Origin of the sequence: Enterobacter sp. Res13-Sevr-PEC09-46, assembly GCF_015672585.1 — a bacterium.
GTDB lineage: Bacteria > Pseudomonadota > Gammaproteobacteria > Enterobacterales > Enterobacteriaceae > Enterobacter > Enterobacter hormaechei_C.
Map to the genome: position 1 here is coordinate 85206 of NZ_JADABR010000015.1, position 14300 is coordinate 99505.

Genomic DNA, 14300 nt, shown 5'->3' on the forward strand with positions numbered 1-14300 from the left:
ACTTTCGGAATTATCATTTCGCAACGTAAGGAACGAAGCGCCTATGAAACCACGTCAGCGGCAGGCGGCCATACTTGAGCATCTGCAAAAGCAGGGAAAGTGCTCGGTAGAGGATCTGGCCCACTACTTTGACACCACCGGCACGACAATACGCAAGGACCTGGTGTTGCTCGAAAACTCCGGCGCCGTCATTCGTACCTACGGCGGCGTGGTGCTCAATAAAGACGAAGCCGACCCGCCTATCGACCACAAAACGCTGATCAATACTCACCAGAAAGCGCTGATTGCCGAAGCCGCCGTCAAATTTATCCAGGACGGCGATTCCATTATCCTCGACGCAGGCAGTACCGTCCTACAGATGATCCCGCTGCTCAGCCGCTTTAATAACATCACCGTGATGACCAACAGCCTGCACATCGTCAATGCCCTGTCAGAGTTCGACAGCGAGCAGACCATCCTGATGCCCGGCGGCACCTTTCGTAAAAAATCGGCGTCGTTTCACGGGCAGCTGGCGGAGAATGCCTTCGACCACTTCAGCTTCGATAAGCTGTTTATGGGCACGGACGGCATCGACCTCAACGCGGGCGTGACCACCTTCAACGAGGTGTTCAGCGTCAGCAAAGCGATGTGCAACGCCGCGCGGGAAGTGATTTTGATGGCGGACTCGTCGAAGTTTGGCCGTAAAAGCCCCAACATTGTCTGTAGCCTTGAAAGCGTCGATAAGCTGATTACCGACGCAGGTATCGATCCGGCATTTAAAAAAGCGCTGGAAGCGAAGGGCATCGACGTGATCGTAACCGGAGAGAAAAATGAGTGATTTTCTGTTAAACGCAGGCCGTCAGACCCTGCTGCTGGAGCTACAGGAAGCCAGCCGCCTGCCGGAGCGTCTGGGTGAGGATTTTGTTCGTGCAGCCAACACCATTATCCACTGCGAGGGCAAAGTGATCGTGGCGGGTATCGGTAAATCCGGTCATATCGGCAAGAAGATTGCCGCGACGCTTGCCAGCACCGGCACCCCGGCGTTCTTCGTGCATCCTGCCGAAGCGCTGCACGGCGATCTGGGGATGATCGAAAGCCGCGACGTGATGCTGTTTATCTCCTACTCCGGTTCAGCCAAAGAGCTGGATCTCATCATCCCTCGCCTGCAAGAAAAATCGGTGGCCCTGTTAGCGATGACCGGCAAATCCCGTTCGCCGCTGGCGCTGGCCGCGAAAGCAACCCTGGATATTTCCGTTGAGCGCGAAGCCTGTCCGATGCACCTGGCACCGACCTCCAGCACCGTCAACACGCTGATGATGGGCGACGCCCTGGCGATGGCGGTGATGCAGGCGCGCGGTTTTAATGAGGAAGATTTCGCCCGCTCCCATCCTGCGGGCGCGCTTGGGGCTCGTCTGCTCAACAAAGTTCACCACCTGATGCGCACGGACGATGCCATTCCTCAGGTCAAACTCGACACCAGCGTGATGGACGCCATGCTGGAGCTGAGCCGCACCGGGCTGGGGCTGGTTGCGGTATGCGACAATGACCGCCAGGTGAAGGGCGTCTTCACCGACGGCGACCTGCGCCGCTGGCTGGTGGGCGGCGGCAAGCTGGAGGCGCGGGTATCCGAAGCAATGACCCAGGGCGGGCTGACGCTGAATGCCGACAGCCGCGCGATTGAAGCCAAAGAGGTGCTGATGAAGCGCAAAATCACCGCCGCGCCGGTGGTGGACGAGCACGGCAGGCTGTGCGGCGCGATCAACCTGCAAGACTTCTACCAGGCGGGGATTATTTAACCCTTCAGCCCCAGACGTTTCGCCAGCCTGTGAAGGTTGGCGACGTCCATCTCCAGCGCCCGCGCGCACGCCGCCCAGCTGCGGTTATTCTGCTCCAGCGCGCGGGCGATCATCTGACGCTGGAACGCATCCGTCGCCTCGCGCAGGTTTTCGTTCACGCTCTCAGGTATCACCGGCTTCACGGGCGGCATCGTTTCCTCATGCAGCGCGAAATGGCGCGCATGAATAACCACTTCATCCCCCGAACGCGTTGCCCGCGCCAGCACCACCGCGCGGTGGATCGCATGTTCCAGTTCACGCACGTTACCCGGCCAGCCGTAGCTCAGCAGGTGCGTCCTCGCGCCGGGACTTAGCACCACGCGGGAAAGCCCCATTTTGAGCCGACACTGTTCGCAGAAAAAGCCCGCCAGCAGAACCACATCCTCGCCCCGCTCGCGCAGCGGCGGCACCGTGAGCGGGAACACGCTCAGACGGTGGAACAGATCGGCGCGGAAATTCCCCGCCAGCACCTCTTCGCGCAGATCGCGGTTCGTCGCCGCCAGCACGCGCACATCCACGCGTAAGCTGCGATCGTCTCCCACGCGTTGAATATCGCCATACTGCAACACCCGCAGCAGTTTGGCCTGGAGCGAAAGGGAGAGTTCGCCAATTTCATCGAGGAACAGCGTGCCGTTATCAGCCATTTCGAACTTGCCGCTGCGGTTGCTGATCGCCCCGGTAAAGGCCCCTTTGACGTGTCCGAACAGCTCGCTTTCCGCCACGCTTTCCGGCAACGCCGCGCAGTTGAGATAGACCAGCGGATTCACCGCACGGGGCGAGGCTTCGTGGATCGCTTTTGCCACCAGCTCTTTACCGGTGCCGGTCTCCCCGAAGATCAGCACGTTCAAATCAGACGCGGCGACAATCTCAATCTCTTTTTTGAGCTGCGCCATGCCCGGCGAAAGGCCGATCATTTCGGTGTGCGCCACCTGCTCAAACGCCGTCGGGCTACCCGGAAGAATATTCTGGCTCTCCAGCTGTTCTATCAGCAGGGCGTTGTTCAGCGCCCCGGCCGCCAGCGCAGCAATCAGCCGTAGCTCTTCGTCGCTGAAGGTATCGAACTGATCAGGCGACATGCCGTCGAGGGTTAATGCGCCAATCAGGTTCTGCCCGGCAAACAGCGGCAGGCCGATACAGGCGTGCACCTTCAGGCTCTCCTGTCCGGGGATCAGGCCGTCGTAAGGATCGGGCAGATCGCTGTCTGCCGGGAAACGCACCACGTCACCCGCGCGGGCGATGGTTTCCAGACGCGGGTGGCCCTCCAGGGTAAAGCGCCGCCCGAGTACGTCCTTCGCCAGACCGTCGATAGCCAGCGGAATAAACTGCCGCCCTTCGTAACGCAGCAGCGCCGACGCATCGCAATCCAGCACGTGGCGCAACGTGGAGATCAGCCGCTGAAAGCGGTCCTGATGACCAATACCGGTTTGCAGTTCTATGGCGATCTTCGCCAGCACATCTACGGAAAAGCTCATCTCTGCCTCACTGTCATTTTGACAATACATAGTGTCATATTGACAATTTTTAAGATAGTCAAAATGACTACCCATTAGGGGGCGTTGAAACGAAAACACATTATTTTCAACAAGTTAAAAAGTTGGCACGCAACTTGATATATGACAGTCATCTTATTTGAAAACGCCGTATTAAGTTGAGGTTGCTATGTCTATTCTGGTTAAAAATAACATTCATTGGGTGGGTCAACGTGACTGGGAAGTACGTGATTTTCACGGGACGGAATACAAAACGCTGCGCGGCAGCAGCTACAACAGCTATCTCATTCGTGAAGGTAAAAACGTCCTGATCGATACCGTCGATCACAAATTCAGCCGCGAGTTCGTGCAGAACCTGCGCAGCGAAATCGATCTGAATGAGATCGACTACATTATCATCAACCACGCGGAAGAGGATCATGCCGGGGCGCTGACCGAGCTGATGTCCCACATTCCGGATACCCCGATCTACTGCACCACCAACGCCATTGACTCCATCAACGGCCACCACCACCATCCGGAGTGGAACTTCCACACCGTGAAAACCGGCGACACGCTGGATATCGGCAATGGCAAACAGCTGATCTTCGTGGAAACCCCAATGCTGCACTGGCCGGACAGCATGATGACCTACATGACCGGTGACGCGGTGCTGTTCAGTAACGACGCCTTCGGCCAGCACTACTGTGACGAACGTCTGTTCAACGACGAAGTGGATCAGACCGAGCTGTTCGAACAGTGCCAGCGCTACTACGCCAACATCCTGACCCCGTTCAGCCGTCTGGTCACGCCAAAAATCACCGAGATCCTCGGCTTCAACCTGCCGGTGGATATGATTGCCACCTCCCACGGCGTGGTATGGCGTGAAAATCCAACCCAGATTGTCGAACTGTACCTGAAGTGGGCGGCGGACTATCAGGAAGATCGCATCACCATCTTCTACGACACCATGTCCAACAACACCCGCATGATGGCGGACGCCATTGCCCAGGGCATCAACGAAGTTGACCCGAACGTGGCGGTGAAAATCTTCAATGTGGCGCGCAGCGATAAGAATGAGGTATTGACCAACGTCTTCCGCTCCAAAGGCGTGCTGGTGGGTACCTCCACCATGAATAACGTGATGATGCCGAAAATTGCCGGACTGGTGGAAGAGATGACCGGCCTGCGCTTTCGTAACAAACGCGCCAGCGCCTTTGGTTCACACGGCTGGAGCGGCGGCGCGGTAGACCGTCTCTCCACCCGTTTACAGGATGCCGGTTTTGAGATGTCCCTGAGCCTGAAGGCGAAATGGCGTCCGGATCTCGACGCGCTGGAAATCTGTCGTCAGCACGGTCGCGACATTGCCCGCCAGTGGGCGCTTGCGCCGCTGCCGGAAACCGCACCCGCCGCGGCGGTTACGCCGAAAGCTGTAGCAGAAGCCGCTCCTGCCGCTGCCGACCTCGGCCCTTGCATGCAGTGCAGCGTCTGCCAGTGGATTTACGATCCTGAGCTGGGCGAGCCGTTGCAGGATGTCGCGCCGGGTACGCCGTGGAGCGAGGTGCCGGACAACTTCCTCTGCCCGGAATGTTCCCTCGGGAAAGACGTCTTTGATGAACTGGCAACGGAGGCAAAATGAGCCACGGCATCGTCATTATCGGCTCGGGCTTTGCCGCCCGCCAGCTGGTGAAAAATATCCGCAAACAGGATGCTAACGTGCCGCTGACGGTGATCGCCGCCGACAGCATGGATGAGTACAACAAGCCTGATTTAAGCCACGTCATTAGCCAGAATCAGCGCGCCGACGATCTCACCCGCCAGACGGCGGGGGAGTTCGCAGAACAGTTTAACCTGCGTCTGTTTCCGTACACCTGGGTCACCGATATCGACGCCGACGCCCACGTGGTGAACGCGAAAGATAAAACCTGGCAGTACGACAAACTGGTGCTGGCGACGGGGGCATCGGCGTTTGTGCCGCCGGTTGAGGGCCGCGAGCTGATGGTCACGCTCAACAGCCAGCAGGAGTATCAGGCCAGCGAGACCCTGTTACGCGACGCCACGCGGGTGATGATTGTCGGCGGCGGGCTGATTGGCACCGAGCTGGCGATGGACTTCTGCCGGGCGGGAAAATCCGTCACCCTGGTTGACCACGCGGCCAGCATTCTGTCAGCGCTGATGCCGGCAGAAGTAAGCAGTCGCTTACAGCATCGTCTGACCGACATGGGCGTGCATCTGCTGCTGAAATCGCAGTTGCAGAGCCTGAGCAAAACCGAAACCGGCATTTGTGCGACGCTCGACCGCAACCGCAGCGTGGAAGTGGATGTGGTTATTGCGGCGACGGGGTTGCGCCCGGAAACCGCGCTGGCGCACCGCGCGGGCGCAGAGATCAATCGCGGCGTGAAGGTGGACAGCTACCTGCAAACCACCCGGCCGGACATTTATGCCCTGGGCGACTGTGCGGAAATTAACGGCCAGGTGCTGCCGTTCCTGCAACCGATTCAGTTAAGCGCCATGTTCCTGGCGAAAAACCTGCTCGGCGGCAACGCCCCGGTGAAATTACCCGCCATGCTGGTGAAGGTAAAAACGCCGGAACTACCGCTGCATCTCGCAGGTGAAACGCAGCGTCAGGATCTGGACTGGGAGATTGTCCTTTCGCCTCAGGGCATGGTGGCGCGCGGCACCGATACCGACGGTCAGATGCGCGCCTTTGTCGTCAGCGAAGACAGAATGAAGGAGGCCTTCGCGCTGCTGAAATCGCTACCAGCTTAACCCTCGTCATGCCGGGTGGCGCTCCGCTTACCCGGCCTACAGTACTGCCACGCTTACTTAACCTTTGGATTTTGTTGTCCACCGCCCCGATGTCCCGGGGCTTTTTTTATCGCTACACTTTCAGCGTCAGGAGCGCACCACCAGCGCGTCATAACCGCGCCAGCGATAGTTCGCCATCGAGATCAGCCAGCAGGCGACAAACAGCCCGACCACCACAAATCCGGCATCGCCCAGGTTATCGTTCACCGCGCCAATCAGATCCCACACGCTGCCGCTGAGGGAGAACTTGTCCATCAGCAGACCCAGCGCTTCCAGGCCGCCGATAAACAGCGCCACCACCACCGAAGTCCCGGTGATGGTCATGTTGTAGTACAGCTTGCGCTGCGGCTTGTTAAACGCCCAGCCGTAGGCACCCACCATCAGCAGGTTATCGAGCGTATCGACCAGCGCCATGCCGCTGGCGAAGAGCGCTGGGAAGATCATGATCGACCACACCGACATCCCGCTGGAGGCGCTGGCGGCGGAGATCCCCAGCACGCCAATTTCGGTGGCGGTGTCGAACCCCAGGCCGAACAGGAAACCGACCAGGTACATCTGCCAGCTTTTATTGACGAGGCGGAAGGTTTTGCCGAACAGCCAGTTCATGACGCCGCCCTGTGCAGGCAGCGTGATGTCGCCCTGCACGGGCCTGCCGTGTTTCAGCGCCTGAAAACTGCGCCAGACGCCGCGCAGGATCACCATATTCACCAGCGCCATCGCCAGCAGGAAGGTGGCGGAGACGGCGGTGCCAATCAGGCTGCCGGTTTCGTGGAACCATGCCATGTTTTTCTGAAATGCCGTGGCGGTCGCGGCGATAGCAATGGAGGCCAGCACCACGATGGTGGAGTGTCCGAGGGAAAACCATGCGCCCACGCCGGACGGGCGCTTGCCCTGCTGCATCATTTTACGCGTCACGGTATCAATCGCGGCGATATGGTCGGCATCCACCGCATGACGCAGTCCGTAACACCAGGCCAGCAGGCTGGCCGCCATCAGCGCCGTACTGCCGCTAAAGGTGTGCCACGCCAGCCCCCAGGCCAGCAGGTTAGCCATCCCGAGAGCCAGCAGCAGGCACGCTGCACGAGGTTCATTGCGTAAAAGTCGTAACATTTTAAATCCCTTGTGAACATGATCGGGCGGCAGCAACCACCGCCTGCCCGAAGGAGATCGCTCCGTCGCCTGCGGGCAGGCGCGAAGGAAAAAGAAGCGTGAAATCAGAAAGGTAATGACGAAGGCGCGCGCGCAGCAGGCGGTTGTGAAGGACGCCGCCGCTGAAACACACCGTCGTGAGCGACCGTCGGCGGGCATGCGTTGCCGCCAGTTCGCTCAGCCCTTTTGCCAGCGCATCGTGAAAAGCCCAGGCACGCTCGCCGGGTTCCGCCCGCCAGGTAAGCCACTGTTGCCAGAACAGCGCAAGGTTATCCGTCTGGAGCGTCACGGGATGATCAACCCCTGCGCAGCGTTCGGCCAGCGCCTCCAGCCGGCACGCGGCTTCGCCCTCATAGCGTTGCGTTTCAATGCCCAGCGCACAGGCCACGGCGTCGAACAGACGACCACAGGAGGAGGCCCGCGGCGCATTGATACCGCGCGACACAGCCGTTGCCAGCAGCGGCCAGTTTTGACGCTGTACCACCTCTGTTTCCGGGTACTGCTGCCAGTCAGGTACGAACGCCAGACAGTGGGCGAGCAAATTGCGCCACGGCTGTTTTGCCGCCAGATCGCCCCCCGGCAGCGCAACGGCTGGCAGACCGCCCAGCCGTTCGCAGTCGCGATAGTTCACCCGCAGGCACTCGCCGCCCCACAGCGCGCCGTTCTCGCCCATGCCGATCCCGTCCAGCGTCAGGGCAATAACATCCCCGCCGTCGAGCGGCCAGCCATTCTCCGCCAGACACGCTGCCGCATGCGCATGATGATGCAGCACGGTCTCAACGGGCAGCGCCTGCGTCCGGGCCCACTGTCGGGCGTGATATCCCGGATGGGCATCGCACACCACGCGCTCAGGCTGAAAGGCGTAGATGTCCTGCATCGTCGAGAGCGCACTGCGCCACTGCGCCTCTACCCCCTCGTCGCTCAGATCGCCAAAATGCTGGCTCAGTACCGCCTGGTTGCCACGCACCAGGCAGAAGGTGTTTTTCATCTCCGCGCCGGTGCATAACATGGGCGGAATGTCGCGGAATCCGGCGGGCAATGTGATGGCATCCGGCACAAAACCGCGTGCGCGACGCAGCATCGTGCCCTCCTGGTCCATCACTGAATCATCCATCCGTTGCAGGATGTCGCGGTTGTGCAGCAGGAAGCCGTCAGCGATGTCACTGAGTTCTTCCAGCGCCTGCTGGTTGCTTATGGCGGGTGGATGGCCGCTGAGGTTGCCGGAGGTCATCACCAGCGGGCGCTGGCAGTCCAGCATCAGCAAATGCTGGAGCGGGTTCGCAGGCAGCATCACGCCAACCGTATTCAGCCCCGGCGCAATCTCCTCAGGAAACGCAGGAAGGCAGGCTTTTGGCGTCAGCACAATCGGCGCAGCGGGTGAACGTAACAGCGTCTGGATGGCCTCCGGCAGATCGTCCGCATGCGGGATCATCACCGCCAGCGGCCTGGTCGGGCGCTGCTTGCGTGCCCGTAATTTCCGAATCGCCTGCGGGTTAAGCGCGTCGCAGACCAGGTGAAAACCCCCCAGCCCTTTCACCGCCACAATCCCGCCGCCTTTCAGCATCGCCACCGCCGCGCTTAACGCCGATTCGCGGGTGGCAATAGTGTCTCCGGCTCGCCACTCCAGCTGCGGTCCACAGTCCGGGCAGGCCACCGGCTGGGCGTGAAAACGCCGGTCAGCCGGGTTGCGGTACTCCGTTTCACAGGGCACACAGAGCGGGAATGGCGCCATTGACGTGGCCGGGCGGTCATAGGGCATGGCGCGGATAATGGTAAACCGCGGCCCGCAGTGGGTGCAGTTGATAAAGGGGTAGCGGTAGCGACGTTCGCGGGGATCGCGCATCTCCGCCAGGCATGCGGGACAGGTGGCGGCATCCGGGACGATTTGCGTGTCCATCGCCCCGCTCTCGCTGTGGCGGATGACAAACTCGTCCGGCAGCGTCGTCCAGCTGAACGGCTGTGTTTCAACGCGATCGATGCGCGCCAGCGGTGGGCAGTCCTGGCGCAGTCTCGCGGTAAAGTCACCCCCACTGCCCGCGAGACGCACCAGGACACCCTCTCCGTCGTTGCAGACGTCGCCTGCCAGCCCCAGCTGCTGCGCAAGCTGCCAGACGAAAGGACGAAATCCTACCCCCTGCACCTTGCCGCGTACCCGAAGCTGTACGCCGTTAACGCTCATCGCAATTTAAAACAGCAGCGATGACGAAGTGTCGAACGCCGCGCGGCGGCGTTTTTCGGCGCTCATCTGTTCGAGCTTGTCGCGATCGACGCAGACCAGCGCATGTGTCGGACAGGCTTCCATACACGCCGGACCGGCGTCGCGGTGGTAGCAGAGGTCACATTTATTGGCTTCGGCTTTCTCCGCGCGCACGCTCAGCCCGATACCGCTGTTGCGCACCACCGGGCGAACCACCACCTCCATCGCGCCATACGGACACGCCACCACACAGGTTTTGCACCCGATGCAGCGCTCCTGCATCACATGCACGAAGCCTTTCTCGCGCTTAATCGCCCCGTTCGGACAGACGTTGGCGCACGGCGCATCTTCGCACTGGCGACAGATAGCGGCGGTAGAAATATTCACGCCTTTAATGACGTGGATGCGCGGCAGGAAGGTATCAGGGGTGAGAGAGGCGCAATCCTGCTCTGCCTGATGGGACACCACGCACGCCACTTCACAGGTACGGCAACCAATGCATTTGCTGGCATCGGCCATAATAAAACGGTTCATCTGCTTCTCCGGCATTACTGTTATGCGCGAAGCTATTCATAAACCGTGCCAATATTTAATGCATTGATTTTATAGGGAAATTTAAAAGAGAAGGATCTGTCATCGTCATTAGTGACGATGACAGATGTCGACGTCAGCGATGCAGGCCGTCAATGACGGAGTCGCGCAGGATAAGCTCGCCGGAGAAGGTTTGCTGAGGCTTAAACTCACCGCCGTCGAGCATGAAAATCATACGGCTGATGGTCTCCTGAATCATCTCCGTTACTGGAATACGCACGCTGGAGAGGGACGGCACGATATAGGGCGCGATTGCCACATCGTCAAAGCCGATGACGGACACTGCGCCCGGCGTGGCGACGCCGCTCTCGTGCAGCTGCCTGATGGCGCCAATCGCCATGTCGTCGTTACTCGCCACCAGCGCGGTAAACGTTTCGCCGCGGGTGAGCAACTGAGAGACCGCCGCCGCGCCGCTGGCCGGGTTCCACTTCCCTTCGGCGATCAGCGCGTCGCGAACTGCAATCCCGTGCTGCGCCAGCGCGTCCTTGTAGCCGGAAAGACGCTCCACCCCGGTGGGGGAATCCAGCGAACCGGTGATAAACGCAATCTCCCGGTGGCCTTTCGCAATCAGCTGCGATACTGCGTCCTGACACGACGCTTTATGATCGGACCAGACGCTGTGACTGCTGTTTTTCCGCAAACGGCGGTTGAGCACCATGATCGGCTGCTCGCATTTCTCAATGATCTCGTCCAGCGCTTCCACGCTCAGAAAACGCGGATAGATGATTACCGCGTCGCAGCGCATGTCGAGCAGGTACTGGATCGCCTCGCGCTCCTCTTCGGCGCTGTGCTTGCCGTCCGCCAGGATCAGCTGACGCCCCTTCTCTTCCGTCATCCGCGCGGCGTTAAACAGCAGCTCGCTAAAGTAGACCCCATGGTACAGGGTGTTCGTCACCACCAGCCCCAGAGTCTGGGTGCGTTTGGTCGCCAGGTTTCGCGCCAGCAGATTGGGGCGATACCCGCTCTCTTCGATGGCCTGAAACACGCGGTCTTTCGTCTCCTGGCTGACGTAACCGTTCCCCGACAGTACCCGGGAGACCGTCGCTTTTGATACGCCTGCCCGCTTCGCCACTTCCAGCATCGTGGTCATATTATTATTCCGTCTGAACCTGATGGGCGCAGTGTACTGCACCGCAGAAAAATTGTCGCAGCGGCGTTATCACGCTTTTTACGGCCACGAGTGATCGTCATCACGAAACGAAAAAATGCATAAAAAGTAGTCTTGTTTCATTAAAAGAAACTCATGATGATTATGTGAAACCGGTTTCCTACATTTCACACAACGATAACAGGATCACATCCGATGGCAAAAAATTACGCTGCGCTGGCAAACGACGTTGTCAGCGCGCTGGGCGGTAAAGAGAACATCGTCGCCGTCACCCACTGCATGACACGACTGCGCTTCGTCCTGAAAGACGAAAGTCTCACCGACGCCGCACGCCTGAAAAGCATCAGCGGCGTGCTCGGCGTGGTGCGCAACGACAACCAGTGTCAGGTGATCATCGGCAACACCGTGTCCCAGGCATACCGTGAAGTGGTGAGCCTGCTGCCCGCTAACCTGCAACCTGCCGTAGCGGAAGGTCCACAGAAGCTCACGCTGCGCCGCATTGGCGCCGGGATCCTTGATGCGCTGATCGGCACCATGTCTCCGCTGATCCCGGCGATCATCGGCGGGTCGATGGTCAAGCTGCTGGCGATGATCCTTGAGATGACCGGCGTGCTGGGCAAAGGCGACCCGACGCTGACGATCCTGACCGTTATCGGCGATGGCGCGTTCTTCTTCCTGCCGCTGATGGTGGCGGCGTCCGCGGCGGTGAAGTTCCAAACCAACATGTCGCTGGCAATCGCCATCGCGGGCGTTCTGGTTCACCCGAGCTTTATCGAGCTGATGGCGAAAGCCGCGCAGGGCGAGCACGTTGAGTTCGCCTTCATTCCGGTGACGGCGGTGAAATACACCTACACGGTGATCCCCGCCCTGGTGATGACCTGGTGCCTGTCATACATCGAACGCTGGGTGGATCGCATTACCCCGGCGGTGACCAAAAACTTCCTCAAGCCGATGCTGATCGTGCTGATTGCCGCCCCGCTCGCCATCGTACTGATTGGCCCGCTCGGGATCTGGATCGGCAGCGCCATCTCCGCGCTGGTCTACACCATTCACGGCTATCTGGGCTGGCTCTCCGTTGCCATTATGGGCGCGCTGTGGCCGCTGCTGGTGATGACCGGGATGCACCGCGTGTTTACGCCGACCATCATCCAGACCATTGCCGAAACGGGCAAAGAAGGGATGGTGATGCCGTCGGAAATCGGCGCCAACCTGTCGCTCGGCGGTTCGTCGCTGGCGGTGGCGTGGAAAACCAAAAACCCGGAACTGCGCCAGACGGCGCTGGCCGCGGCGGCCTCCGCCATCATGGCGGGGATCTCTGAACCGGCCCTGTACGGCGTGGCGGTACGCCTGAAGCGTCCGCTGATTGCGATCCTGATCAGCGGTTTTATCTGCGGCGCGGTGGCGGGCATGGCCGGTCTTGCCAGCCACTCGATGGCGGCGCCGGGGCTGTTCACCAGCGTGCAGTTCTTCGACCCGGCCAACCCGATGACCATCGTCTGGGTGTTTGGCGTGATGGGTCTGGCGGTGGTGCTGTCGTTTGTGCTGACCCTGCTGTTAGGGTTTGAGGATATCCCGGTAGAAGACGAAGCCGAAAAAGCACGCGCCCTGCAAACCGCACCGGTACAGAACAAAGCAGCAGAAGCATAAACTGAAAGCGAGGTAAGAATGTCTGTTTTTCCACAAGGATTTTTATGGGGCGGCGCGCTTGCCGCCAACCAGAGTGAAGGGGCTTACCGTGAAGGCGGCAAAGGACTGACGACGGTCGATATGATCCCCCACGGCGCAAACCGTCTGGCGGTAAAAGTCGGCAAGGAAAAACGGTTTTCGTTGCGGGACGACGAATTCTACCCGAGCCACGAGGCGATTGATTTTTACCATCGCTACAAAGAAGACATCGCCCTGATGGCGGAGATGGGCTTTACGGTGTTCCGCACCTCGATTGCCTGGAGCCGCCTCTACCCGAACGGCGACGAACCGCTGCCGAATCAGGAAGGCATTGCCTTCTACCGCGCGGTGTTCGAGGAGTGCAAAAAGTACAACATCGAGCCGCTGGTCACGCTCTGCCACTTCGACGTGCCGATGCACCTGGTGACGGAGTACGGCTCCTGGCGCAACCGCAAAATGGTGGATTTCTTCGCCCGCTACGCCCGCACCTGCTTTGAAGCGTTTAACGGGCTGGTGAAATACTGGCTGACCTTCAACGAAATCAACATCATGCTTCACAGCCCGTTCTCCGGCGCGGGGCTGGTATTTGAAGAAGGTGAAAACGAAGACCAGGTGAAATACCAGGCCGTGCACCACGAGCTGGTGGCGAGCGCGCTGGCGACCAAAATCGCCCACGAGGTGAACCCGGAAAACCAGGTTGGCTGCATGCTGGCGGGCGGCAATTTCTACCCGTACTCCTGCAAGCCGGAAGACGTGTGGATGGCGCTGGAGAAAGACCGCGAGAACCTGTTCTTTATCGACGTGCAGGCGCGCGGCAGCTATCCGGCCTACTCCGCCCGCGTGTTCCGCGAGAAAGGCGTGGTGATTGTGAAAGACCCGGGCGACGATGAACTGCTGAAAAACACCGTCGACTTTGTCTCGTTCAGCTATTACGCCTCGCGCTGCGCGTCGGCGGACATGAACGCGGGCAACACCAGCGCGGCGAACATCGTGAAGTCCCTGCGTAACCCACACATTCAGGTGAGCGAGTGGGGCTGGGGCATCGACCCGCTCGGCCTGCGCATCACCATGAACATGATGTACGACCGCTACCAGAAGCCGCTGTTCCTGGTGGAAAACGGCCTTGGAGCGAAGGACGTCATTGATGAAAACGGCGAGATCAACGACGACTACCGAATCAGCTACCTGCGCGAGCATATTCGCGCGATGGCTGATGCGATTGAGGACGGCGTCCCGCTGCTGGGCTACACCACCTGGGGCTGTATTGACCTGGTATCGGCCTCAACGGGGGAAATGAGCAAGCGCTACGGGTTTGTGTACGTCGACCGGGACGACGCCGGCAACGGCACGCTGGACCGCAAGCGCAAGAAATCATTCTGGTGGTATAAGAAGGTGATTGCGAGTAACGGGGGGGATCTGGCGTAGCCTGTTGCCCTCACCCCAGCCCTCTCCCACAGGGAGAGGGAGATGGGTTTGGTAGGCAGGGTAAGGCGAAGGCG

The 14300-nt window shown here is 59.9% G+C and carries 11 protein-coding genes; 6 read left to right on the plus strand and 5 right to left on the minus strand.

From position 1 onward, the window contains the following. The first annotated feature begins 43 nt into the window (after nucleotides 1–43). Complete coding sequence (locus tag IMQ56_RS08440) at nucleotides 44–817, plus strand: DNA-binding transcriptional repressor (RefSeq protein WP_015571676.1); 774 nt, start codon at nucleotides 44–46, stop codon at nucleotides 815–817. Beyond that, nucleotides 810–1775, plus strand: coding sequence for an arabinose-5-phosphate isomerase GutQ (gutQ, locus tag IMQ56_RS08445; RefSeq protein WP_015571677.1), 966 nt, complete (start codon nucleotides 810–812; stop codon nucleotides 1773–1775). The genes IMQ56_RS08440 and gutQ overlap by 8 nt, the downstream gene beginning before the upstream one ends. Here the strand turns inward: gutQ and norR are convergent. Then, nucleotides 1772–3286, minus strand: a complete 1515-nt coding sequence (gene norR / locus IMQ56_RS08450) for a nitric oxide reductase transcriptional regulator NorR (RefSeq protein WP_017382788.1) — start codon at nucleotides 3284–3286, stop codon at nucleotides 1772–1774. The genes gutQ and norR overlap by 4 nt on opposite strands. 187 nt (nucleotides 3287–3473) lie before the next feature. On the opposite strand from norR, the gene norV reads away from it, so the two are divergent. Continuing rightward, entirely contained in the window at nucleotides 3474–4922 is a 1449-nt protein-coding gene (gene norV / locus IMQ56_RS08455; RefSeq protein ID WP_017692783.1) for an anaerobic nitric oxide reductase flavorubredoxin, read from the plus strand. Next, nucleotides 4919–6052: an NADH:flavorubredoxin reductase NorW gene (norW, locus tag IMQ56_RS08460; RefSeq protein WP_039269942.1), complete on the plus strand. Its 1134-nt coding sequence runs from the start codon at nucleotides 4919–4921 to the stop codon at nucleotides 6050–6052. The genes norV and norW overlap by 4 nt, the downstream gene beginning before the upstream one ends. Before the next feature lie 126 nt (nucleotides 6053–6178). Here the strand turns inward: norW and IMQ56_RS08465 are convergent, their stop codons facing one another. From IMQ56_RS08465 to IMQ56_RS08480, 4 genes are all read right to left on the minus strand, one after another. Further along, nucleotides 6179–7201: a HoxN/HupN/NixA family nickel/cobalt transporter gene (locus IMQ56_RS08465; protein WP_047062417.1), complete on the minus strand. Its 1023-nt coding sequence runs from the start codon at nucleotides 7199–7201 to the stop codon at nucleotides 6179–6181. Between the two features lies 1 nt (nucleotide 7202). Continuing rightward, entirely contained in the window at nucleotides 7203–9419 is a 2217-nt protein-coding gene (hypF, locus tag IMQ56_RS08470) for a carbamoyltransferase HypF (protein WP_196063844.1), read from the minus strand. A gap of 6 nt (nucleotides 9420–9425) precedes the next feature. Next, nucleotides 9426–9971, minus strand: coding sequence for an electron transport protein HydN (gene hydN / locus IMQ56_RS08475; RefSeq protein WP_017382793.1), 546 nt, complete (start codon nucleotides 9969–9971; stop codon nucleotides 9426–9428). A gap of 133 nt (nucleotides 9972–10104) precedes the next feature. Then, the gene (locus tag IMQ56_RS08480; protein WP_347340658.1) at nucleotides 10105–11142 is read right to left on the minus strand and encodes a LacI family DNA-binding transcriptional regulator; all 1038 of its coding nucleotides are present in this window, start codon (nucleotides 11140–11142) and stop codon (nucleotides 10105–10107) included. 189 nt (nucleotides 11143–11331) lie between these two features. Here IMQ56_RS08480 and ascF point away from each other — a divergent pair, with 189 nt between their 5' ends. Together ascF and IMQ56_RS08490 are read left to right on the plus strand one after the other, a co-directional pair. Further along, nucleotides 11332–12783 carry a PTS cellobiose/arbutin/salicin transporter subunit IIBC gene (gene ascF / locus IMQ56_RS08485; RefSeq protein WP_196063846.1) on the plus strand — a complete coding sequence of 484 codons (1452 nt, stop codon included), beginning with the start codon at nucleotides 11332–11334 and terminating at the stop codon, nucleotides 12781–12783. A gap of 18 nt (nucleotides 12784–12801) precedes the next feature. Beyond that, nucleotides 12802–14226 (plus strand): 6-phospho-beta-glucosidase, encoded by a 1425-nt coding sequence (locus IMQ56_RS08490; protein ID WP_196063847.1) that lies wholly within the window; start codon nucleotides 12802–12804, stop codon nucleotides 14224–14226. Nucleotides 14227–14300 lie beyond the last annotated feature (74 nt).

Bases quoted from the DNA above. Each gene is read 5' to 3' on its own strand.
- IMQ56_RS08440 (WP_015571676.1), top strand. From the start codon at position 44: ATGAAACCACGTCAGCGGCAGGCGGCCATACTTGAGCATCTGCAAAAG.
- gutQ (WP_015571677.1), top strand. From the start codon at position 810: ATGAGTGATTTTCTGTTAAACGCAGGCCGTCAGACCCTGCTGCTGGAG.
- norR (WP_017382788.1), bottom strand. From the start codon at position 3,286: ATGAGCTTTTCCGTAGATGTGCTGGCGAAGATCGCCATAGAACTGCAA.
- norV (WP_017692783.1), top strand. From the start codon at position 3,474: ATGTCTATTCTGGTTAAAAATAACATTCATTGGGTGGGTCAACGTGAC.
- norW (WP_039269942.1), top strand. From the start codon at position 4,919: ATGAGCCACGGCATCGTCATTATCGGCTCGGGCTTTGCCGCCCGCCAG.
- IMQ56_RS08465 (WP_047062417.1), bottom strand. From the start codon at position 7,201: ATGTTACGACTTTTACGCAATGAACCTCGTGCAGCGTGCCTGCTGCTG.
- hypF (WP_196063844.1), bottom strand. From the start codon at position 9,419: ATGAGCGTTAACGGCGTACAGCTTCGGGTACGCGGCAAGGTGCAGGGG.
- hydN (WP_017382793.1), bottom strand. From the start codon at position 9,971: ATGAACCGTTTTATTATGGCCGATGCCAGCAAATGCATTGGTTGCCGT.
- ascF (WP_196063846.1), top strand. From the start codon at position 11,332: ATGGCAAAAAATTACGCTGCGCTGGCAAACGACGTTGTCAGCGCGCTG.
- IMQ56_RS08490 (WP_196063847.1), top strand. From the start codon at position 12,802: ATGTCTGTTTTTCCACAAGGATTTTTATGGGGCGGCGCGCTTGCCGCC.